The organism is Xanthomonas pisi DSM 18956 (assembly GCF_001010415.1).
In the GTDB taxonomy this organism is placed as follows: domain Bacteria; phylum Pseudomonadota; class Gammaproteobacteria; order Xanthomonadales; family Xanthomonadaceae; genus Xanthomonas; species Xanthomonas pisi.
On sequence record NZ_JPLE01000056.1, the window covers coordinates 1 to 22,049 of the forward strand.

General features: G+C 65.0%; 16 protein-coding genes and 1 other RNA gene. 7 read left to right on the plus strand and 10 right to left on the minus strand.

Annotated elements, in window-relative coordinates; all coding sequences use genetic code 11:
• Window positions 1–118: 118 nt before the first annotated feature.
• Complete coding sequence (locus tag Y887_RS13375; protein WP_046964802.1) at window positions 119–1,591, plus strand: mannitol dehydrogenase family protein; 1,473 nt, start codon at window positions 119–121, stop codon at window positions 1,589–1,591.
• Between the two features lie 174 nt (window positions 1,592–1,765).
• Here the strand turns inward: Y887_RS13375 and Y887_RS13380 are convergent, their stop codons facing one another.
• Window positions 1,766–2,155 carry a bleomycin resistance protein gene (locus Y887_RS13380; protein WP_046964803.1) on the minus strand — a complete coding sequence of 130 codons (390 nt, stop codon included), beginning with the start codon at window positions 2,153–2,155 and terminating at the stop codon, window positions 1,766–1,768.
• A gap of 49 nt (window positions 2,156–2,204) precedes the next feature.
• Window positions 2,205–2,618 carry a hypothetical protein gene (locus Y887_RS13385; RefSeq protein ID WP_046964804.1) on the minus strand — a complete coding sequence of 138 codons (414 nt, stop codon included), beginning with the start codon at window positions 2,616–2,618 and terminating at the stop codon, window positions 2,205–2,207.
• A gap of 244 nt (window positions 2,619–2,862) precedes the next feature.
• Here Y887_RS13385 and Y887_RS19165 point away from each other — a divergent pair, with 244 nt between their 5' ends.
• A complete protein-coding gene (locus Y887_RS19165; protein ID WP_084726033.1) occupies window positions 2,863–3,021 on the plus strand; it encodes a DUF2256 domain-containing protein in 159 nt (52 codons plus the stop codon).
• 231 nt (window positions 3,022–3,252) lie between these two features.
• On the opposite strand, the gene Y887_RS19170 is transcribed toward Y887_RS19165, so the two are convergent.
• Window positions 3,253–4,167, minus strand: coding sequence for a hypothetical protein (locus Y887_RS19170; protein ID WP_046964823.1), 915 nt, complete (start codon window positions 4,165–4,167; stop codon window positions 3,253–3,255).
• Between the two features lie 383 nt (window positions 4,168–4,550).
• Here Y887_RS19170 and Y887_RS13395 point away from each other — a divergent pair, with 383 nt between their 5' ends.
• A complete protein-coding gene (locus tag Y887_RS13395) occupies window positions 4,551–5,603 on the plus strand; it encodes a Kelch repeat-containing protein (RefSeq protein ID WP_046964805.1) in 1,053 nt (350 codons plus the stop codon).
• 143 nt (window positions 5,604–5,746) lie between these two features.
• Here Y887_RS13395 and Y887_RS13400 read toward each other — a convergent pair whose 3' ends face one another.
• Complete coding sequence (locus tag Y887_RS13400; RefSeq protein ID WP_046964806.1) at window positions 5,747–6,784, minus strand: SMP-30/gluconolactonase/LRE family protein; 1,038 nt, start codon at window positions 6,782–6,784, stop codon at window positions 5,747–5,749.
• A 77-nt stretch (window positions 6,785–6,861) separates the two neighbouring features.
• A complete protein-coding gene (locus Y887_RS13405) occupies window positions 6,862–8,046 on the minus strand; it encodes an endo-1,4-beta-xylanase (RefSeq protein WP_046964807.1) in 1,185 nt (394 codons plus the stop codon).
• Window positions 8,047–8,370: 324 nt separating this feature from the next.
• Between Y887_RS13405 and Y887_RS19175 the strand changes: the two genes are divergently transcribed.
• Window positions 8,371–8,446: non-coding RNA, sX9 sRNA (locus tag Y887_RS19175), on the plus strand.
• Between the two features lie 334 nt (window positions 8,447–8,780).
• Here Y887_RS19175 and Y887_RS19180 read toward each other — a convergent pair.
• On the minus strand, window positions 8,781–9,827 hold the full coding sequence (locus Y887_RS19180; protein ID WP_046964808.1) for a hypothetical protein: 1,047 nt from the start codon (window positions 9,825–9,827) through the stop codon (window positions 8,781–8,783).
• A 165-nt stretch (window positions 9,828–9,992) separates the two neighbouring features.
• On the opposite strand from Y887_RS19180, the gene Y887_RS20315 reads away from it, so the two are divergent.
• On the plus strand, window positions 9,993–10,184 hold the full coding sequence (locus Y887_RS20315) for a hypothetical protein (RefSeq protein WP_146093427.1): 192 nt from the start codon (window positions 9,993–9,995) through the stop codon (window positions 10,182–10,184).
• Between the two features lie 94 nt (window positions 10,185–10,278).
• Here Y887_RS20315 and galB read toward each other — a convergent pair whose 3' ends face one another.
• The 4 genes from galB to Y887_RS13430 all read right to left on the minus strand — a co-directional run bounded on the left by galB (window position 10,279) and on the right by Y887_RS13430 (window position 16,912).
• Window positions 10,279–12,975, minus strand: a complete 2,697-nt coding sequence (gene galB / locus Y887_RS13415) for a beta-galactosidase GalB (RefSeq protein ID WP_046964824.1) — start codon at window positions 12,973–12,975, stop codon at window positions 10,279–10,281.
• 155 nt (window positions 12,976–13,130) lie between these two features.
• Window positions 13,131–14,552, minus strand: a complete 1,422-nt coding sequence (uxaC, locus tag Y887_RS13420) for a glucuronate isomerase (RefSeq protein ID WP_046964809.1) — start codon at window positions 14,550–14,552, stop codon at window positions 13,131–13,133.
• A gap of 47 nt (window positions 14,553–14,599) precedes the next feature.
• The gene (locus Y887_RS13425) at window positions 14,600–15,592 is read right to left on the minus strand and encodes an endo-1,4-beta-xylanase (protein WP_046964810.1); all 993 of its coding nucleotides are present in this window, start codon (window positions 15,590–15,592) and stop codon (window positions 14,600–14,602) included.
• Window positions 15,593–15,601: 9 nt separating this feature from the next.
• Complete coding sequence (locus Y887_RS13430) at window positions 15,602–16,912, minus strand: MFS transporter (RefSeq protein ID WP_046964811.1); 1,311 nt, start codon at window positions 16,910–16,912, stop codon at window positions 15,602–15,604.
• A 445-nt stretch (window positions 16,913–17,357) separates the two neighbouring features.
• Between Y887_RS13430 and Y887_RS13435 the strand changes: the two genes are divergently transcribed.
• Together Y887_RS13435 and Y887_RS13440 are read left to right on the plus strand one after the other, a co-directional pair.
• A complete protein-coding gene (locus Y887_RS13435) occupies window positions 17,358–20,291 on the plus strand; it encodes a TonB-dependent receptor (protein ID WP_046964812.1) in 2,934 nt (977 codons plus the stop codon).
• A 241-nt stretch (window positions 20,292–20,532) separates the two neighbouring features.
• Window positions 20,533–22,020 (plus strand): MFS transporter, encoded by a 1,488-nt coding sequence (locus tag Y887_RS13440; protein ID WP_046964813.1) that lies wholly within the window; start codon window positions 20,533–20,535, stop codon window positions 22,018–22,020.
• The last annotated feature ends 29 nt before the right edge of the window (window positions 22,021–22,049 follow it).

Consider the following 22,049-nt stretch of genomic DNA (forward strand, 5'->3'; position numbering starts at 1 on the left):
GGCGCGCGTGCCTTGGAGCGCCCGCGCCGCAAGCGCGGGCCGGGGCGCGGAGCGGGGGTTGGGGTGAGGGTACGGTCCGCAAGCAAACATGCAGCCCCCCACTATTCCAAACAAGACCATGCCAATCCCACAACTCTCCCCAGCCACACTTCCCCACCTACCCAAGACAATCCTAAAACCCGACTACAACCCCACACACACCACCATCGGCATCGTCCACCTGGGTGCAGGCGCCTTCCACCGCGCCCACCAGGCCGTCTACATCGACGACCTGCTCGCGCACGACCCCAGCTGGGCCATCTGCGCCGTCTCCCTGCACAGCCCGCAGGTGCGCGACGCCCTGCGTCCGCAGGATGGCCTCTACACCCTCGCCCTGCTCGACGAGCACCCGCAACTGCGCATCATCGGCGCCATCCGCGAGGTGCTGTGCGCCGCAGACGAACACGCTGCCGTGCTCGCACGTCTGGCCGACCCGGCGGTGCGCCTGGTCACGCTCACCGTCACCGAAAAAGGCTACTGCCTGGCCGGCGACACGCTCGACCTGGCGCACCCTGACATCGTGCACGACATCGCCAACCCTGCCACACCGCATAGCGCCATCGGCTATCTGGTTGCCGGCCTGCAACAGCGCATGCAACGCGGCATCGCAGCGTTCACCGTGCTGAGTTGCGACAACCTGGCCGACAACGGCAGCCTGCTGCGTCGCGCGGTAATGGCGCTTGCGCAGCAGCACGATCCCGCGCTTGCGGCATGGATCGAGCAGCACGCCAGTTTTCCGCGGTCGATGGTGGACAGCATCACCCCTGCCACCGATGATGCGGTGCGCCAGCAGGTGCAAGCGCAGCTCGGTCAGTCCGACGCGTGGCCCATCCAGCGCGAGCGGTATAGCCAGTGGGTCGTCGAAGATCGCTTCTGCAATGACCGCCCCGCGCTGCAGCGCGTGGGCGTGGTGCTGAGCGATGACATTGCCGGCTACGCACGCGCCAAGCTGCGCCTGCTCAACGCCCCGCACTCCACGCTGGCTTACCTCGGCAGTCTGCTGGAGCGCGACACCGTGGCCGACGCAATGCGCCAGCCGGCGCTGGCCGCCTTCGTCGAAACCCTGATGCGCCAGGACATCGCGCCCACCCTGCAGCCCATGCCCGGCTTCGACGCGCAGCGCTACAGCGATGCCATCCTTGCGCGCTTCCGCAACCCCGCCATCCGCCACCTGCTCGCACAGATCGCCTGGGACGGCTCGCAAAAGCTTCCCGTGCGGCTGCTGTCCACGATCGGCGATGCGCTTGCCGCAGGCCAACCGATCGACCGGCTCTGCCTGCCGGTGGCCGCGTGGCTGCACTTCGTTCGCAGGCAGGCGCATCGCGGCATCGCGCTGATCGACCCCTTGGGCGACACGCTCAGCGCGCTGGGACGCGAAGCGACCGGCGATGCCCGCCACGACATCGCCGCCTTTCTCAAGCTCGATGCCGTGTTCGCACCAGTGTCTGCGGACCTGCGGTTTTCTGCAGCGCTGACCACCGCGTACGCCACGCTGGGGGACGCGACACCGCGAGCAGTGGAAAACGCGCTTGCGTCACTGCGCGTTGGATAGCTGGTGCGCTGGGCGTTATGCCACCGCGGATTTGAACGCAGTGCTATGCAGGGGGCGCTAACGCATGACGCGATGGTCGGTCAGCCTGGGCTTGCAGCCAGACCCGGCATCCGCGCCGGTAGCGCAACGGAGTCCGCGTGCCCCAAAGCCGGATCGTCGCAAATCCCCGCCGTGCTAGTCGTCAGCGGTGACCTGCCCGATCCGCAGCAGATTGCCGCTCTCGTCCACGATCGCAAACTCGCGCATGCCCCAGGGCTTGTCGCGTACCGGATCGATGCGTGGGATGCCGCGCTGCGGGAGCGCCGCCACCTGCATCGCCGCATAAATGCCATCCACATCGCCTACCCGCAGGTAGCAGCCCGCATAACAGGCGGCCGGGTCGAGATCCGGATGCGCAAAGAAATGCAGCTCCACATCGCCCCGCCGCACAATCGCATACCCGGCATCATGCGGATGCGCATCGCCCTCAAAGCCAAGCCGCCGATAGAACGCCAGCGTCTGCGCAATGGAGCGGCTGGGCAGGATTGGGATGGTTTGGTCAGTTAGGTTGCGATGGGTGCTCATCGTGGACTCCTGCCGACGGATGATTGGCGCGCAAGCGCCAGTGGTGACTTTAGCTTGGTGCGACCTGACGCCTGGATTCTGAAAGACGGAGCAGCACCACCGCAAGCAAGGCCAGAAAGCTCAACTCCCACACATAGAACGCCGCACCGACGTGATCGATCAGGACTTCGTGCCCGGCTTCGTTCTTCGCGAACTTCGTGGCCCGAAACGTGTCCAGCCCGATCAGGCAGGCAGACAGCATCAAGCCCGACGACATCCGGTACAACTTGAGGAAATAGCAGAGCCAGGCGATGAAGAACAGCGGATTGCTCATCCAGGCAATGCATTGACCGTCGAAGACCTGCATCCAGCCGAATAGCAGGATGACCAGACCGCCGACGCTGTCTCCGCCACCATGCAGCGCGGGAAGGCATAGCGCGACCAGATAGAGAAGCGCCGACGCCACAAGTAGAAATAGCTTCACACACGTCCTTGCCTTGAGATGATGCGTAGGTGCACAGCTGCTGTGTTGTGCCTGCAGCGTCTGCGCTGGATGATTGGCCTGCACTATATCAAGGCAGGCGAACGTGTATTTCGGACCGCCACCGTGCGTCATGAAACTGCAACCCGTCAGGGCAGACGCATCACCCATGGGTTTCGGCGCTGCATGTCGCTGTGACATGCTTGACCTCCGTGTTCACCACGCCATGCGTTGCCCACCTGTCGATATGGCGATGCGCAAAAAGCAGGATCTGCCGGAGAAAGTCTGCGTTCAATGCAGGCGGCCGTTTCGTTGGCGCAAGAAGTGGGAGAAGGTGTGGGACCAGGTGAGATATTGTTCGGACCGATGCCGCGGCGATAGCAAGCGGCACCCGCCCGCGCCTTAGCGCGGATGGCGGATGGCGGGCGCTAGCGCGCAGCAGGGCCGGTCATCGGATCGGGATGCCGCGTGCTTGCGCCTAAGTTACGTCGCGCCTTGACTGCTCATCTGGCGACAGGTGGTAACGTTTGCCGGTCACTCGGCCTGCGACGGACGCAACTCAGCTGCGGCTGCGGCTGCGGCTGCGGCTGCAAAGCGGACGCAGCGTGAGCCGATGACGGCAGCCCACTGGCCTCGGCTATTTCTTTGCTGCTGCTTGCTTTGCCGTACTCGACTTGCTCGCACGCCTGGCGCTGCTGCGCTTGCTGGCCACTGCCATGTTGTCGACCAGGTTCGGATACGGCCTACCTGCTGCCTTGGCGCGCTTCTTGGCCTTGGTTTTTTGTGCAGGAGACAGCGAGGTTGAGGCTGACTTCCTGACCGGATTGGGCTTGGTCCAAGGCGCTGCCTTTTTCGTACCGCGCGTATTCGCACCACGCGCGGTAACACGTTTCTTAGCAGGACGATTGCGAACGCCAGCGTTCTTGGCAGGCACCTTCTTGGATGCTGTCTTTCTGCTTACCGTCTTCTTTGCGGCTGTCTTCTTGGTGGCTGTCTTCTTTGCAGCCTTCCTCACGACAGAAGTCGATTCGCTCTTTTTGCCAACCGACTTTTTGCTCACCGTCGCTTTGGAGGAAGCCCTCTTCGCCACAGCCTTCTTGACTGCCTTTTTAGGTGCGTCCTTCTTGACTGCGCCTGTCTTTGTCGCTGCCTTCTTTCCTCCGCCAGCGGTAGCGCTGGCGCTCTTCTTCGGTGAGGCGGCCTTGTTGGCGGTGGCCGGCTCGTCCAGCTGCCGCAACACCCTCTCTGCCCAGCGTTGCCCGGCATCGCCGCCCCACAGCAGCCAGGCGATGTAGCCGGCCGAAGGCGCCTTGGCATCCGCCCAGCCTTTGCCGTTCTTGTCCACGCTGTGACGCGTGAAGTACGACTGCATGCGGCGGATCGTCTGTGCAGAGAGCGACTTCTGCGCGGACAGATCGCGTGCCCGCGCCACACCGATCGCGGTGCCGCCACGGCCATGCTGCTCGCGCAGCTTCAGGCCGCGCGCGGCCGCTTGCGCGACGTTCTTCGGCGGTGACAGATCGACAGTACGGTTTTTCACAGTGCGCGCCATACGCAGAGTCCTGATAACAAGCGTGATGGGTAGTGTTCGCATCTGCGATGCAGTCAACGTGAAGGCCTGCAACGACCGGTCATCGCCCACCTGCACGCTGTATCGACTGGCGGCATGACAACAATTCGCCAATGGCAAAAAAAACGGCACAGGCCTGGGCGTGGCGCGCGAGGGTGCTGCACATGTGCGGCACACCGCGTGTTTCGTCGATTGCATGGCAGCATGCCTGAAGCACTGGCGCACACATACGCCGCTACATCTTCGTGCAGGCTGAACTCGTCAAGGAACCCATCGAAACGTGATCGATCGTCTATGGATCAGCCTGCTCGTAACGAAGACATGGCGGTGGAGTGCCGATACACTCGATCGCATGTTGTCATCGGATGGAATCGTCCTTGAAACTGTCAGCACTCGCGGTCATTGCCGCAGCCGCATTCGCGGCACCCCAACTCGCCCTGTCGAGCGATGATACGCGCGCCGCAGGGCGGCCCTTGCATGATCAAACCAGGGCGGGCGAAAGCTGGAAACAGCTCCACGCCGATACCAAACCGCATGCGCGCCACGAGAACAGCCTGGTGGCCATCGGCGAGCGCCTGTATCTGATCGGCGGGCGCGATCAGCGGCCCTTGGAGATCTTCGACACACGGACGCGCCGTTGGTCGCAAGGCAGTGCGCCCCCGTTGATGGTGAGCCACGCGCAGGCAGTGGTCTTAGCGGACAAGCTGTATTTTGTGGGCGGATTCACCGGCGATTACCCGGAAGAAGCGTCGCTGACCCACATGCTGATCTACGACCCGCAGTCCGACACCTGGCAGGTGGGACCGGAGATTCCCACGCACCGTCGGCGCGGCGCGGCAGGCGCGGTGGCGCATGAGGGTGTGCTGTATCTGGTAGGCGGCAACACGCGCGGGCACATGAGCGGCTATGTGCCGTGGCTGGACGCCTTCGACACCAGGACCCAGCAGTGGACCCAACTGGCCGATGCCCCGCACGCACGCGACCATTTCCATGCAGCAGTGATCGACGGCAAGCTGTATGCCGCAGGAGGGCGCAGGTCCGCGCACGAGAGCGGCAATACACTGGCACAGACGATTCCGGAAATGGACATCTACGACATTCAGCGCGGCACCTGGTCGGTGGCACCAGCGGCCTTGCCGACGCAGCGTGCGGGCACTGCCGCCATCGCACGCAATGGCCAGCTGCTGGTCGTCGGCGGCGAGAGCATGCGCCAGGTCAAGGCGCACGACGAAGTGGAAGCCTACGACCCGGCCAGATCCACCTGGACGACGCTGGCAGCACTACCGCAGGGGCGGCACGGTACCCAGGCCGCAGCAGTCGGCAACGATCTGTACATCGTTGCGGGCAGCGGCAACCGGGGTGGCGGGCCGGAGCTGGATGATGTGTTGGTCTTGGGTGATACGAAGGCCATGCGCTAGCCAGCGTGGGCGACAGCCGAGTCGAATCGCAGTCGTGGTTCGAAGGAAGCGACTTGGCGTGCAGGTCTCTCGGTAACGCTCCATCGCGGCCAGGGCCGCTCCTGCAAGAGCGGCGACTGGATGAGCTGAAGTCCCGATGGGCGCTACCGCACAAACTGTAATCCCAGCGCCTTGACCCGCACCCGCGCCAGCATCGCGTGCGAGGTCATGTAGAGCGTATGACCGTCGTTGCCGAACGCGCAGTTGGAGACGGCTTCGCCGGTTTCGATCCGGCCCAGGCGCTGCCCGGCCGGATCGAAGACAATGACGCCTCCGGGGCCGGTGGCGAACAGGTGACCATCGGCGGACACCGCCATGCCATCCGGCAGGCCGGGCGCATCCTTGGCTACCAGATCCGAGGCATCGGCGAACACACGCTTGCCGGTCACCGCGCCACGGGCATCGAGTGCGTATGCCATCCAGATCGGCCGTTCCGGATCGGAGTTGGACACATACAAGGTGCGCTGGTCGGGCGAGAGCGCGATGCCGTTGGGAAAGCTCAGGCTGTCGTCCAGCAGATGCACGCTGCCGTCGGTATCCAGGCGGTACACGCCGTTGAAACGCAGTTCCTTGGCCGGCGAGGCGTTCAAATCCTTCAAGCCATACGGCGGGTCGGTGAAGAACACCACGCCGTCAGTGCGACGGACCACATCGTTGGGGCTATTGAAGCGTTTCCCATCGAAGCCGGTTGCCAGCGGCGTCTTCTTGCGTGTGGCCGGGTCGAGCCTGGCGACGATGCGGGTCCCGGAGTCTGCCAGCAGCACGGTACCGTTAGGCTCGGCATACAGGCCATTGGCACCGGCTTCGCGCAGTGTGTCCTGCTCCGGGCCGACATAGCCCGAGGGCGACAGCAATACCGACAGGCCCGCCTCTTCGGACCAGCGATACAGTTTGTTTTCCGGCACATCGGTAAACAGCAGATAGCTGCCGTTGCGCACCCATGCCGGGCCTTCGGACCAGGTAAAGCCTTCGGTAAGCTTCTCGATGCGCGCATCGGCGGCAACCACATCGGCGAAGCGGCGATCGAAGGTTTCCACCTGCCCGATGGCCGGAAAGCGCGGTGGCGGCGGATCCTTCTTGGTGCAGGCGGCGACAATCGCCAACAGGGGAACGGCCAACAACAGATAGGGCGGCAAGCGCATCGGAACGTCCGAAAATCCAGGTGGGTGCATCATGCCATCATGCGCGTGCGGGTTCGCGCGCGTGCTGGCGAACGTGACTATCGACCAGCACTCGCAGGCACCGCCAGCACCGCATCCAAGGCCGGTTTTGGCCGGTGATTGCGATCGAACAGCAGCGGGTAGTTGGTGCGGCCGGGCACCGGATAATCGTTCTTCCACGACATGCCGTCGCTGACGCCCCAGACGCTCACACGCGCGAGCTCGTCGCGCTTGCGCCAGAACAGCGCGAACAACTCCGCATAGCGATCGCGCAGTTGGGCCTGCACGGCAGGCGGCAATCCATCGCGGTAAGGGTCGAGAAAGCGCTTGAATTCCGGCAGCTGGAACTGCTTGTGCGTCAGCCCGGTGCCGATGACCTGGCCTTCCTTGGTGAGCGGCAGCACATCCACATCGAGCTCGGTGATCATGACCTTGATGCCAAGTGCGGCGTAAGCGTCGATGGCGTCCTCGATGTCGCGCAGGCTGGGATAGTCGAGGCCCCAGTGCCCTTGCATGCCGACGCCGTCGATACGGATGCCGGACTGCTGCAACATCTTGACCATCCGCACGATGCCGTCGCGCTTGCTCGGCCGCCATGCATTGAAGTCGTTGTAGTAGAGCTCCGCATCCGGTGCATACCGCTGCGCAAAGGTGAAGGCATTCCGCACCACGGTGTCGCCGTCGCCGACCCGCTGCACCCAGTTGGTATCGCGGTAGCGTCCGTCTTCGTCGATGATTTCATTGACCACGTCCCAGCCCTGCACCTTGCCGGCGTAGCGGCCTGCCACCAGCGCAATATGCTCGCGCATGCGCTCCAGTTGCTGCGCCGGCGTATTGGGCCGGCCATCGGCGGCGGTGAAGAACCAGTCCGGCGTCTGGTTGTGCCACACCAGGGTGTGACCGACCACGAACATGTGCTGCGCACGCGCCTCATCGACGAAGGCATCGGCGGCGGCAAAATCGTTGACGCCGCGACGCGGCGACACCACTTCGGCCTTCATCACGTTCTCGGGCGTGAGCGCATTGAAATGGCAGGCAACCAGGGCCGCCGACGCGGCGTCGTGGCCCGACATGATCTCGGCATTGACGGCCGTGCCAATCAGGAAGGCATCGGCATAGACCTGCTTGAGCGTCTGTGCCGGACAGGCAGAGGTGGCAACCGCCGACGGCGCAGCGCTGGCGGTCGCGTTGCCACCCAGCATGCCGGCCAGCAACAAGAAGGAAAACCGGTGACGTGCGAACATGGCGGCAGCTCGTTGAGGAAGGCGCGGGGAACTGACCGGGGCGCAGGGACGACACTGCACTGCAGCGTGCGTCGCAGGGGATGCGCAAGGCCATTGGCACAGTCCGCCTACGGCCCATGACGGCGTTGATGCAGCATAGCCGCTTGCGTCTCCGCGGGCAGCGCCGACCTGCACTGGCACATGCATGCCGGCGAACAGCCGTGCGCAACGGCGTCCAGCAGTTGCCAGTACCAAGGGGCGCCCCCTGTTGGCCTTGCTTCCAAGAGCAACTGACAAAACGACTGCGCTCCCCGCCAGGCCGGCGCGGCCGGTGCTCGGTGCGGCATGTACCACGCGTGCACTGCGGTTGCTCCGCGCCGCCCACGCCCACCTGACGACTGCTCGCTACGTTTCGTTGGCCGCTCGGCGGCGGAACGACATGGCGCGTCGGCGACCCTGCGACACGAAGCCTCGGCAGTCGCGTCGATCATTGCGCGACGATCCATGCACCGTTGGCCGTCGCATCGATCGGTGCGCCTGCGTTGTGCGGGGCATGCCGCCCCAACGAGCGCCTACGCGCGATAACAGATGCAGGTACGACACTGCACGACGCACAGCGGCAGTGGCCGCGACAAGCTGCGTTGCACGAAGATGATCGACGACGCGCACGGGGTTGGGATCCATCCGGCCGCTGGCACGTCCTACAACGACAAACGCCCGGGAAGGCCAAGACCTTCCCGGGCGTTGAACACGCATCAGTTGCGCTGGGTGAAGCTGATGCGCGGCGACGAACCGCCGGAGGCAGTGCAGCTGCCGAGGGTCAGGTTGTTCTGCTCGAACGTGGTGCCGGCGTTGCCCAGACACGTCGGGGCATTGGTCGTGCCGTCGTTGACGGCCACGTTCACGGTAACGCTCGAGCCGCGATTGAACGACACCACCGGATTGACGCTGCCGTTGCCGAAGATATTGAACTCGGACTGCCGCCAGATCTTGTTGATGTTCAACGTCGAGGCGGGCTGGTTCACGCTATAGGCCTGGCCGTTGACCGAGAACGAGACGGTGTCCACGCCACCAGCGGTCGCCGAGCCCGTCAGCTTGATGCTACCGATGTTCTTCACCGCCACCAGCGGTGCGTCCACTGCGTCGCTGTTGCGATAACAGGCGTTCTGGTCGGGATAGGCATACCAGCCGGACGGACAGCCGACCGCGTTGTACTGCGAGGCGCTTCCGGCAAAGAACCAGTCCTGGATGAAGGCGATCGGAGTGCGGCCATTGCTGGCGTCGCCGTCACCATCGGTGGAGTAGATGAACTGCTCCCAGGTCTGGCACGTGGAGTAACCGAACTGCGAGCAGGTGGTGGGATTACTGGCGATGTCGGTATTGATCTGCAACGAATAGTCGGCCACGCCGGTGGTTACGCCGCTTACGCTCGGGAACGAGCCGACGGTAGAGCGCATGGACTTGCCGGTACGTGCAGCGTAGTCGGTGCCGTTACCGACCGTGAAGGCACCATCGGTACGCGCGGTGGTGGTGCGGCCGTTGCCATTGGTGACGGCCGGTGGTACCGACACGAACTTGGGTGGCGCCGCGCAACGTGTCGCCTGCCAGCCGTTGTTGGGGAACGCCGAGCGGAAGCAACCCTCCATCGACGGCGCTTGCTGTTGGATCGTCGCTTCCCAGGACGACATGGCCTCGGCGCGGCCGGCGGCGGTGATGGCCGGGCTTTGCGTCGCGGCCCCTGCGCTGGCCACACTTCCGATGATGCAGGCAACGAGCACTGACTGTGATCCGAACTTCTTCATTTCCGTTCCTTATGAAGGTGGAGTAACCGATCTTCCTCGCACGGCCAGGCCGGCCATGCGCCACCCAGAAGTGATGTCCTGGAAAGCGAAGTCGACAATTCGGTAAACGCGCCAACTTCGGGCTCTGTCACGTTCTCGTGTTAAGCGCGCATACCCGTAGCGTCGATGCTGCGTGACGGCATTGCGCAATTCGAGCTGCGGTTGCGCGCGGGCGGCACTTCCACCGTTGCCATGAGCGGTAGAGAACTGCGTGCTTCGATGGCGCCCTGCGGCGCACAGGTGCTCAAGCGGACTCCATCACGCAAGCTTCGTGACGAGCGGCTTTCATTGCACGGTTGCCACGGCATGGCCGGCTGATCTGGACGCACCCAAGTAACGTCCGCCTGTCTAGCGAAGTGCTGTCATTACCGCTGCCTGCAAGCGAGTGACTGACAGGTCATGCGCACTGCCGTCACTGCACCACGATCTGCGCCTGCGCGGCGTCCAGGCTGTCCGACTCCACATGCAGCGTGATGGTGCCACGCGCGCCGGGCTTGGCACGCACGATCGCCAGGCACAACCCGTTGAACGCGTTGCGCTGCGGCGCAGCGAAGGATTCCAGGTTGGTGGGATCGCCGTTGTCGGTGGCGACCAGCTCGCCCGGGCCGTCGACCCGAAACCGCAGGCGATCGCCGGCAGTGGGCGCAGGACGTCCATCACGGTCCAGCAGCCGCACGGTGACGAAGCTCAGATCGCGGCCGTCGCCACGGATGTTGCTGCGGTCGGGCGTGGCCTGCATGCGCGCGGCAGTGCCGGCGGTTTGCACCCGATCGCTGGCCCACGGCTTGCCGTCCTTGTACGCCTGCACGCGCAGCTCGCCGGGTTGGTACAGCACATCGTCCCAGCGCAACCGGTACTGCAACGTGCCCTTGCGCTTACGGCCTTGCGAAACGCCATTGACGAACAGCTCGGCCTCGTCGCCGGAGGTGAACACATGCACCGGCGTCATCTGGCCCTCGCGCCCGGGCCAGCTCCAGTGCGGCAACAAATGGGCCATCGGCAGGTCGGGGCGCCAACGCGATTGATACAGCCAGTAGCGGTCCTTTGGAAACCCGGCCAGATCGAAGATGCCGGAGTAGGAACTGCGCGAGCTGTAGTACGGCGTGGGCTCACCCAGATAATCGAAGCCGGTCCAGACGAACTCGCCGGCAACATACGGATGCTGGTCCTGTGCGGCGAACACCTTGTCGGCGCTGGAGCCGAAGTCCACCGCATGCAGTTCGTAGGCGCTGACCTGGTGCGCGACCGAGTCGCCGCCGCGGCCATCGCGCACCGGCGCGCTGGTGTCCGGCGTCACCGGAAACAGATACACGCCGCGGCTGCTCAACGCCGAAGCGGTCTCGCTGCTGATGATGGCCTTGTGCGGAAACTTGCTGTGAAACGCAGGATACTGCGGCTGTTTGCGGATACGCTCGGTGCCTGCGAATTCCGGTGCGTCGCGGATGCCTTCGCCCTGGTAATTGAGGCTGATGACATCCAGCGCAGCCGGTAGCGGCATGTCCGGGGAGGCGTAGTTCATCGCCACCGTGGCCGGCCGCGACGGATCTTCGTCATGCACGATCGCATGCAGGGTGCGTGCGATCGCCGCGCCCTGCTCGCCGGTGTATTGCTCGCCGACTTCGTTGCCGACGCTCCACAGCATCACCGAGGGATGATTGCGGTCGCGCCGCAGCATCGCACGCAGGTCCGGCTCGTGCCATTGCCCAAACACCAGATGGAAATCCAGCGGGGTCTTCTTCATCTCCCAACTGTCGAATACCTCGTCCACCACCAGCAGGCCCATGCGGTCGGTGAGTTCCAGCAGCTCCGGCGCGGGCGGGTTATGGCTCATACGGATGGCGTTGGCGCCCATCTGCTGCAGCAACTGCAGCTGTCGCTCGGCGGCGCGCACATTGAACGCAGCACCGAGCGCGCCAAGGTCGTGATGGTTGTTCACCCCACGAATCGGCACATGCTCGCCATTGACCAGCAGGCCCTTGTCGGCATCGAACACGATGCTGCGGATACCGAACGGGGTCCGATACCGATCCACCACCTGCCCCTGTTGGCGCACCTCGGTCACCGCGACATAGCGATGCGGCTGCTGGGTCGGCGGCGGGCCCCACAGGCGTGGTGCGTCGATCTGCACGCGACCCTGCACGCGGGCGCTGCCAACGGCAGGTACGGCAACCTGCGTTGCGGGAATCTGCGCGACCGCCTCGCCGCTGGGGTTGCCGCTTGCCGCGTCGAGCACGTAGATGGCAGTGCTGACCTGCGCCTGCGCGGCAGTGCGCGCGGCGTTGTCCAACGTGACTGCCAGGTGGATCTGTGCCGATGCCGCCGATACCTGGGGCGTGGTGAGCTGCGTGCCCCACTGCGCGACATGCAGCGGCGCGGTCTTGGTGAGCCAGACATGGCGATACAGCCCGCCACCGGGATACCAGCGCGCCGAGTCGGGTGGATTGTCCAGACGGATCGCCAGCTGGTTGCGTGCACCGACAATCGCATACGGCGTCAGATCCACACGCCAGGAGCTGTAGCCGTAAGGCCAGCCGCCGACCAGCTTGCCGTTGAGCCAGACCGTGGCATAGGACATGGCACCGTCCAGATCGAGAAACAGCGAGCGGCCACGATCGCCGGCCGGAATGTCCAGGGTCTTGCGATACCAGCCAATGCCCCAGCTGGGCAGGCGCCCCATGCCGCCGTACGGACCGTCGGCCAGAAACGGCCCGGCAATGGCCCAGTCGTGCGGCAGATCCACGGTTTGCCAGTGGCTGTCGTCGAAGTGCGGCTGCACATAGGCCACGCCATGACCCGGATTGCCCGGCGGGCGTCGATGCCGCTGCGCCGGGTCGGCAATCAGTGCGTTGGCGGTTGGCAGAATCCACGGCTTGAGCACGTCCTTGGCCGATGGATGTACCTGCTGCGCCTGATCCGGGCGTGCATCGGCCACCTTGCCGTCTTCGCTGCGCACCACCTGCGGACGCGCGTCGTAATCGAGCAGCACCGTATTTCCCGGTGGGTCGCCACGCTGAAAGCGCCATTGCGCGTCGAGCGACACACGCTCGCGTGGCGCGTCGCTTTGTGCGGTGGCCTGCAGCGGAGCCAGTGCAACGCCGGCGCAGGTCATGACGGCGCAGATCAGGCGCATGGCGTTGCGCCACGCGTCAGCGCGCGGTGATCGTGCGAGGCTCAAAAGGTCAGCCTCTGCGCTTGCCTGAGGGGTGACCTTGCACGCCGATGTCGGTGTCGTACCCACATCGCACACCCAGCGCAACGGCTGCATCACAGCTTGTAGGCCTGCTTGGGCAGCCGATACGCAAGATCCATCGCCACCTCCACCGCTTCGTCTTCCTCCAGCCGGTGCTCGGCAACCAGCTTGGCCAGGAACGCGCTGTCCACGCGCCGTGCCACGTCGTGGCGGGCCGGGATCGACAGGAAGGCACGCGTATCGTCGTTGAAGCCCACCGTGTTGTAGAAGCCGGCACTGGCCAGGGTCTGCTCGCGGAACCGCCACATACCCTCCGGCGCGTCATGGAACCACCAGGCCGGGCCCAGCAGCAGCGACGGGTAATGGCCGGCCAGTGGCGCCAGTTCGCGGCTGTAGCTGGTCTCGTCCAGGGTGAACACGATCAGGCGCAGACGCGGGTCGTTGCCGTAGCGATCCAGCAGGGGTTTGAGCGCATGCACATAGTCGGTGCGCATCGGAATGTCGGCGCCCTTGTCGCGCCCGTAGCGTGCGAACAGCGACCGGTTGTGATTGCGAAAGCAACCCAGATGCAGCTGCATCACCAGGCCATCGTCCAGGCTCATCGCCGCCATTTCGGTCAGCACCTGCGCGCGGAACAGCTCGGCCTGTTCCGGGGTTGCAGCGCCACGCACCACGGTCTCGAACAGGCGCTGCGCCTGACCCGGCGACAGGTCGGCGGTGGCGGCGCTGGGATGCCCGTGATCGGTGGAGGTTGCGCCGTGCGCGGCGAAAAATGCACGGCGTTGTCGATGCGCGCGTAGATAGCCTTGCCAGCTCAACACGTCTTCTCCGGTGAGCGCACCAAACTGCTGCAGCGCACCTGCAAACTGCTCATGCTCCGGATCCACCACCGGGTCCGGGCGGTACGCGGTCACCACGCGGCCGGCCCAGCCACTGTCGCGAATGGCTGCGTGATGCTGCAGCGTGTCCAGCGGCGATTCGGTGGTGGCGATCACCTCGATATTGAAACGCTCGAACAGCGCGCGCGGGCGAAAGCCAGGCGTCTGCAGCGCTGCAGTGATGTGGTCGTAGTAATGATCGGCGGTGCCAGCATCCAGGCGGATGCGCAGATCGAAGACGGTGTGGAAGACATGATTGAGCCAGATCGCCGAAGGCGTGCCCCGCAGCAAGGTGAAGTGCCCGGCAAATACGCGCCACGCCGCGCGCGGATCCACCGGTGCGCGCGTGCCATCGGCGCGCGGAATGCCCAGCGCATCCAGGTCGATCCCCTGGCTGTACAGCATGCGGAATACGTAGTGATCGGGTACCAGCAACAGCTCGGTGGCATTGGCGAACGCGGCATCGGTCGCAAACCAGGCCGGGTCGGTGTGGCCGTGCGGGCTGATGATGGGCAGCGTGGCGATCTGCGCATACACCCGGCGCGCGATCGCCCGCGTACCGGGGTCGGCCGGCAACAGGCGGTCGTCGTGCAAGGTCAACGGCAAGGAGGTAGACATGGGGTCGGGACACCGAACAAGACGGGATGGGTGGTGCGGCGCCTGCGTCAGGGCGCAGGCGTGCCGGGGTGGGCGGCAACGTAATCGCGCAACCAGGTCAGCGCCGGGCGCTCGCTGCCGTCGCCACGCACCAGATAGGCCGCTTCCTTGTCGCGCCACAGGCCGGGACGGAATCCCCACAGCGTGATGCCGCGCACCGCCGGGTGCTCCCAGAAAATTGGAAACACGCGCTGGTAATCGGCCAGCTGCTGCGCATCGCTTGGACCATCGAGGTCGAATTCGGTGATGTAGATCGGCAAGCCAGTGGCGGCCAGTGCATCCAGATTGGTGCGATGCACCGACATCGCCACATTCGATTTGGTCTCGAACGCATGCTCCTGGAGACCGATCGCATCGATCAGTCGCTCGCGCTGCAGCAACCGCACGATCTGCAGATACTTCTGCGTGGCCTGCGCGTTGTTGGTGATGCTGTAGTCGTTGATCATCAGCTTGGTCTGCGGAAAGTGCTGGCGCGCAAGCCGAAACGACTGCAATACCCACTCCCAGCCGCTCTGCCCATCGCCGCCGAGCGCCTGCAGATAATTGCCGCCACCGGTGTCGTCCTTGCTGGGCGGGTCGTTGAGCGGCTCGTTGACCACCTCCAGCAGGTCGATATCCGGGTAGCGCTCGGCCACGGCGGAAAACCACTGTTCGATCTCGCGGCGCTGCTCGGCCGGGCGCAAGGTCTTGATCCATTCCGGCTGCTGATTGCCCCACACCATCACATGCATCTGGAACGGCATGCCGTTGGCTTTTGCGAACCGGTAGGCGGTATCCAGCGCGCGCCAGTCCATCTGGTCCCGCACCGCTTCCACCGTGCCCCACTTGCCACCATTTTCCGGAGTGAGCTTGTTCCAGTACTGCGCAAAACCCTGCGCCTGTTGCGGGCTGTAGGCGCTACCCAGAAACTTGGCCGCGCCCGCGGCCAGCGGCGCAGCCTGCGCAACCGATGCAATGCTTGCCGCCAGCAACAGTCCGATTCTCGCGATGTGCAGGTACATGGTGATCCCTCAGGAAGATGGAGGCGTGACGGTGGCCGCAGGCAGCTGCGCCGGCCGCAGCTGCGGCACCAGCGCATGCACGAGCGCCAATGCCAGCAGATAGGCCGAGCCGGCCATCAGAAACACCGGCACGTAGCTGCCGGTGGCCTGCAGTAAAAACCCGATGAAGGTGGCAATCAACATGCCGCCCACTGCGCCGGCAAATCCGCCGATCCCCACCACGGTGGCCACCGCATGGCGTGGAAACATGTCCGAGGGCAGCGTGAACAGATTGGCCGACCACCCCTGGTGCGCGGCGGTGGCCAGCCCGATCAGCCCCACCGCGACCCACAAGTTGTCTGCGCGTGCAGCGAACACGATCGGCACCACCGCCACCGCGCAGAGCAGCATCGCGGTCTTGCGCGCGCGGTTGACGCTCCAGCCGCGCGCGATGAAACGCCCCGCCATCCAGCCACCGGCGATGCTGCCGATATCGGCCAGCACGAAGATCACGATCAGTGGCGCACCCAGCTGCAGCAGACTCAAGCCGTACTCGGCGTGCAGGAACTTGGGCAGCCAGAACAGGAAGAACCACCAGATCGGGTCGGTCATGAACTTGCCCAGCACGAACGCCCAGGCCTGGCGATGCCGCAGCACCTGCAGCCACGACAGCCGCGTTTGCACCGGTTCGTGCGCATCGCTGCGGATATGCGCAAGTTCCGCTGTCGATAGGCCCGGTTGTTGTTCGGGCGGGTGGTAGCTGCACCACCACACCACCAGCCAGGTGGCGCTCAATACGCCGGTGAACAGGAATGCCGCCTGCCAGCCCCAGGCAGTGGCGATCACCGGCACCAGCAGCGGCGCGACGATGGCACCGATGTTGGAGCCGGAATTGAAGATGCCGGTGGCCAGCGCGCGCTCGCGTCGCGGGAACCATTCGGCCACGGTCTTGAGCGCGGCGGGAAAGTTGCCCGACTCGCCCAGCCCCAGGAAGAACCGCGCAATCGCAAAGCCCACCACGCTGGTCGCCAGCGCATGGCCCATCGCCGCCAGACTCCACACGCCGATCGCCAGCGCATAGCCCAGCCGCGTCCCGAAGCGGTCGATCACCGCTCCGCTGCACAACAGGCCCAGTGCATAGGCGGCCTGGAACGCGGTGACGATGTAGCCGTACTGGATCTCGTTCCAGCCGATCTGCGTCTGCAAAAACGGCGCCAGTACGCCCAGCACCTGGCGGTCCACATAGTTGATGGTGGTTGCAGCCAGCAGCAGCGCGCAGACCCGCCAACGCACCCGCCCCAGGCGCGCGCCGGCAGCGTCGGCCGCAGGCATATCGCTCACGGGCGCAGCCCCTGCAAGCGCACAACCGCCGCGCATGCGCACTGGCGCGTGCTGCGATAGCTCGCAACATTGGCGGGCGCATGCAGCATCTCGCTTGCGCGTTGTCCGGTTCGGATCATCGACCACTGCACCTGCACGAAGGTGGCCTTGCGCCACGGGTGATAGCGCTACCATTACCATGCCATCGGCCTAAATCCATCGCGCACTGCAGCACGCGGCAACCGTTCGTCAGCATGTCCGGCCGCACGACAACGCCAATGCGCCATGCCCCGGCAACTATGCTGCCCTGCAGCGTGATGTTCCGAATTTGGTAGCGCTAACATCCAGCGCCACTGATCGCCCGTCTCCCCCACCGCATCACCGTCGCGCCGATTCCGGGCAGCGGCACTCCCTGCGCAGGGGCGATGCGTGGGACATCTGCTCACCTGTTAGGGAAGGGAATACGGTGAAGAACAGCTACGCACGAACCGCGTTGTCCTGCGCGTTGGGGTCCATCCTGCTGGGCATGGCCAGCACTGCCGCCTGGGCACAATCCACCGATGCCGACAGCGCCGCGCAAACGCCACCGCCCACGGCCGGCAACACCGATGCAGTGACCCAGCTCGACACCGTCACCGTCTCCGGCTACCGACGCAGCATCCAGTTTTCCACCGATGCCAAGCGCGACTCGGTCGGCTTCGCCGACACCGTGTTTGCCGAGGACATCGGCAAGTTTCCGGACATGAACATCGCCGAGTCGCTCAACCGCATCCCCGGCGTGCAGCTGTCGCGCGACGTCAACGGCGAGGGCCTCAACATCGCCATTCGCGGCCTGGGCACCAGCTTCACCAAGACCACGCTCAACGGCGCCAGCATCGCCACCGCCTCGATCGGCCTGAATGCGCAGAACCAGAACCGCGAAGTCGACCTGAACCTGTTTCCCACCGAATTCTTCACCCAGCTCACCGTGAGCAAGACGCCTACTGCCAGCATGCTCGAAGGCGGCGTCTCCGGTGTGGTGGACATGCGCAGCGCGCGCCCGTTCGACCGCCCCGGCGTGCACTTCACCTACCAGGCGCAGGCCGACTGGAACAGCACCAGCGAAAAGACCACCCCGCGTGGCGCCTTCATGGGCAGCTGGACCAACGAGGAAGGCACCTTCGGCGCACTGTTCGGCGTGGCCTCGGTGCGCAGCAAGCTGGGCGTGCGCGGCTTCGAAAGCGTCGGCTGGACCAACCCGGGCCTGACCTACACCCAGTGCGGGCTCACCCCACCGGCCGGCACCCCGGCCACCAACCAACCGGCGGCCTGCAACGTCAACGGCGGCGGCAACTGGCGCATTCCCGATCGCGTGCCGGCCACCGCCGGCAGCGGCCTGACCACCGGCGAGACCATCGATGCGGCGTGGTTGCTGGCGCGCAACCCGGGCCTGAGCATCGACCAGATCAGCGACGCGTTGATTCCGCGCCTGGGCCGCAGCGTCTACATGAATGGCGATCGCGACCGCGATGCCTCGGTGATGTCGCTGGAATGGCGCCCCTCCGACAGCATGCATTTCTATCTGGACACGCTGTACTCCGAAGCCAAGCGCACCACCGAGCGGATCAGCATGAATCTGATCGGCCGCAACGGCAACATGATCCCGCTCGGCATGCAGCTGGACCAGAACAACGTGGTCACCAGCGCCACCTTCGCCAACGCGCAGTATTTTCTGGAAGCGCGCCCGTACCGGGAACAGGTCAAGTTCTGGAGCGTCAATCCCGGTGCCGAGCTGTTGTTCGGCGACAACCAGGACATCAAGCTCAACGTGCAGGCCAATGCCACGCGCAGCTGGCTGGATCGCGAGTCGCCCAGCATCCTGGTCACCTCGCCATTCACCACCGTCGATTACCGCAATGAAGGCGGCGACCGCCCCTCGATCACCAGCCCGCTGGATCTCAACGACCCCAATCTGGGCTGGGGCTGGACCGGCGGCCGGGTCAATATCCAGAACGAAAAACGCGTGACGCAAACACGCGGCGGACGCGCCGACCTGCAGTTCGGCGAGGACAAGCGCAACATCAAGATCGGCGCCGCCTACGACCAGGCCGAGCGCACCATCCGCGGCTTCGACAACAGCGTGGCCTGGGAGCAGGTCGTGTGCCGCGGCGGTGGCGGCAACGTGTGCAATGGTGGCCCGGGCTCGGCGGTCCCCAATGCCGCGTTGGCCAGTTATCTGCGCCCCGGTCCGGATGGCTTCATCACCGCCGATTTCGACCGTTTCCTGCGCGATACCAACTACTACCCGCTGCGCGATGCCGCACCGGAGTCCAACTCGGCCAATACCGGCGCATCCACCGGCGGTATTCGCGAAAAGAATCTTGGCTTCTACATCGAGACCAACGCCGAAACCGAAGTGTGGAACCGCACGCTGCGCTTCAACGCCGGTGTGCGTTACGTCACCACCGACCAGACCATCACCGGCCCGGTCACCATCAACGGCATCCGCCGCGTGCAGGTGCTCGATTCCGATTACAAGGAAACCCTGCCCTCGTTCAACGCGGCCTGGGATGTGGCCGACAACGTGGTGCTGCGCCTGTCCAGCTCGCGCACGCTCACCCGCCCGGACCCCAGCGCGATGTTGCCCAACACCAACTTCAGCGACCCGTCCGCGCAGACCGCGACCCAGGGCAATCCGAACCTGGCACCTTACCTGTCCACCAATGTCGACTTCGGCGGCGAGTGGTACACCGGCGGCGAAGGCTATGTGGGCCTGACGCTGTTCAACAAGCGCATCAGCGGCTTCACCGTCAATGGCGTGCGGCGCATCCCCTTCAATCAGCTGGGCGTGCCGTACGACAGCCTGCTGCCCATCCAGCAGGCCGGCCTGCAGCAGCGCGGTGGCCCCGACGCCGCCACGGTGGACGTGCAGACCCAGGTCAACGCCGATGGCGTGCTCAACATCCGCGGCACCGAAGCGATCTGGGTGCAGCCGCTGGACAAGCTGGTCGATGGCCTGGGCTTCAGCCTCAATTACACCCATGTCACCCAATCCTCCGAAGGCGAAGGCATCCCGGCGGTCGCCGTCGGCGTGGCGCCCAATCTGTGGAACGGCACCGTGTACTGGGAAAAGAACGCCGCCTCGGTGCGCCTGTCCTACACCTGGAACGACGACATGGTGATCTCCGGCGCCAACCAGAACGGCATCCCCTACGCGCGCCTCAATGCCGATGCACGCGGCCAGCTGGACCTGTCGGCCAGCTACGCGCTGGACTGGCTGCCCTCCAAGCCGCAGATCACCCTCAACGTCACCAACATCACCGACGAGCCGCTGCGCACCACCTATGCGTGGCCCAACGCCACCTACGACCTGTACGAACCCGGGCGCACGGTCATGCTCGGCATTCGCGGCACCTTCTGATTGTGGCCATCGACACGACCTCGCCGTTGGCAGCCGGGCGCGGCCGGTGTTCGGGATGTGCGCGCACTGCGCGTGCATCCGGTCTCCCGCGCGCCGTACTTCGCCCTTGGGCGACGGCGCACGACGTTTTGCCGGACACTTCAGCTGCTGTGCCTGCGGTCGCGATCCAGAGGGATCGCGGCCAGCCGCGTAGCGCGCGCCGCGGCGTTTTCCGCAGCACCTTTCGGGCCCGCCTCCCCTCATGAACGATCGGTCACAGCAGCTCTCCGTGCGCGAAAAGATCGGCTACAGCCTGGGCGACCTGGCCGCCAATCTGATCTTCCAGACCCTGGTGACGTTTCTGGCGTTCTTCTACACCGATGTGTTCCGCATTCCGGCGAGTGCGGCGGCGACATTGATCTTTGTGGTCGGCCTGCTCGGCGCGTTCGTGTTCACGCCCATCATCGGCATCCTGGCCGATCGCACCCGCACCCGCTGGGGCAAGTTCCGCCCGTGGATCCTGTGGACTGCGCTACCGTTCGGCGCACTGTCGCTGGCGGCCTTCAACACTCCCGCGCTGGGCGAGCACGGCAAGATCACCTACGCATTTGCCACCTACACCTTGCTGATGCTGGTGTACGTGGCCAACAACCTGCCGTATTCGGCGCTCAGCGGCGTGCTCACCGGCAGCATGGAACAGCGCAACAGCCTGTCGGCGTATCGCTTCCTGGCGGTGACCTTTGCGCAGTTCATCATCCAGGTACTGCTGTTGCCCTTGGTGCTGATCCTGGGCAATGGCGACAAGGCGCAGGGCTTTCGCAACACCATGGCGTTGTTCGCTGCGGTCGGCACGCTGTGCTTTCTGATCACCTTCTTCACCACCCGCGAGCGCGTGCTGCCGATCACCGAACAGCGCAGCAGCGTACGACAGGACCTCACCGACCTGGTGCGCAACAAGCCGTGGCTGGTGATGCTGGCGCTGACGATCCTGGTCTTCATCAATCTCGCCATGAAGGGCGGGATGTACATCTACTATTTCAAGTACACCCTCGACGCTGGCGCGTTGGCCCACTTTCTCGATGCGGCCGGATTCAACCGGTTCATCGCGGCGATCAACGGCGTGCTGACCGGTGCCGGCATGAGCGCCCTGCAATGGCCGCAGGACGCGCCGACCTCGGCGTTCAGTGTCTTCAGTGCCGGCGGCATCCTGGCCATGATCGTGGGCATCGGGTTTTCCAAACGCCTGGCCGACCGCTACGGCAAGCGCAATGTGTTCGGCGGCGCGCTGCTGATCTCCACGCTGTTCTTGCTGGCGTTCTACGTGTATCCGGCAACCGCCATCGGCTGGGTGTTCGCCTCGTATGTGCTGCACGGCTTTTTCTACGGCATCACCATCCCGCTGCTGTGGGCGATGATTGCCGACGTGGCCGATTACTCGGAGTGGAAGAACCACCGCCGCGCCACCGCCATCATTTTTTCGGCAATGTTGTGCGGCCTGAAGATCGGCCTGAGCGTCGGCGGCGCACTGGTCGCCGGCATCCTCGCCGTGTATGGCTACGACGCCGCGCTGCCGCAGCAAAGCGACGCAGTCACCGACGGCATTCGGTTGGCCATCAGCGTGTATGCCTCCATCCCGTTCCTGCTCGGCACCGCATTGCTGGCGCTGTACGAGATCGACAAACCGCTGGAAACCCGCATCGAACGCGAACTGGGCGTGCGCCGTCAGGCCGCACCGCTCGCTTCGCCCTGACCCCCTCCTCCCTCCTCATGCACAGGTAC

Excerpts from the sequence above, each read along its gene's own strand:
- Y887_RS13375 (WP_046964802.1), top strand. The coding sequence starts at position 119 with ATGCCAATCCCACAACTCTCCCCAGCCACACTTCCCCACCTACCCAAG.
- Y887_RS13380 (WP_046964803.1), bottom strand. The coding sequence starts at position 2,155 with ATGAGCACCCATCGCAACCTAACTGACCAAACCATCCCAATCCTGCCC.
- Y887_RS19165 (WP_084726033.1), top strand. The coding sequence starts at position 2,863 with ATGGCGATGCGCAAAAAGCAGGATCTGCCGGAGAAAGTCTGCGTTCAA.
- Y887_RS19170 (WP_046964823.1), bottom strand. The coding sequence starts at position 4,167 with ATGGCGCGCACTGTGAAAAACCGTACTGTCGATCTGTCACCGCCGAAG.
- Y887_RS13395 (WP_046964805.1), top strand. The coding sequence starts at position 4,551 with ATGGAATCGTCCTTGAAACTGTCAGCACTCGCGGTCATTGCCGCAGCC.
- Y887_RS13400 (WP_046964806.1), bottom strand. The coding sequence starts at position 6,784 with ATGCGCTTGCCGCCCTATCTGTTGTTGGCCGTTCCCCTGTTGGCGATT.
- Y887_RS13405 (WP_046964807.1), bottom strand. The coding sequence starts at position 8,046 with ATGTTCGCACGTCACCGGTTTTCCTTCTTGTTGCTGGCCGGCATGCTG.
- Y887_RS19180 (WP_046964808.1), bottom strand. The coding sequence starts at position 9,827 with ATGAAGAAGTTCGGATCACAGTCAGTGCTCGTTGCCTGCATCATCGGA.
- Y887_RS20315 (WP_146093427.1), top strand. The coding sequence starts at position 9,993 with ATGCTGCGTGACGGCATTGCGCAATTCGAGCTGCGGTTGCGCGCGGGC.
- galB (WP_046964824.1), bottom strand. The coding sequence starts at position 12,975 with ATGACCTGCGCCGGCGTTGCACTGGCTCCGCTGCAGGCCACCGCACAA.
- uxaC (WP_046964809.1), bottom strand. The coding sequence starts at position 14,552 with ATGTCTACCTCCTTGCCGTTGACCTTGCACGACGACCGCCTGTTGCCG.
- Y887_RS13425 (WP_046964810.1), bottom strand. The coding sequence starts at position 15,592 with ATGTACCTGCACATCGCGAGAATCGGACTGTTGCTGGCGGCAAGCATT.
- Y887_RS13440 (WP_046964813.1), top strand. The coding sequence starts at position 20,533 with ATGAACGATCGGTCACAGCAGCTCTCCGTGCGCGAAAAGATCGGCTAC.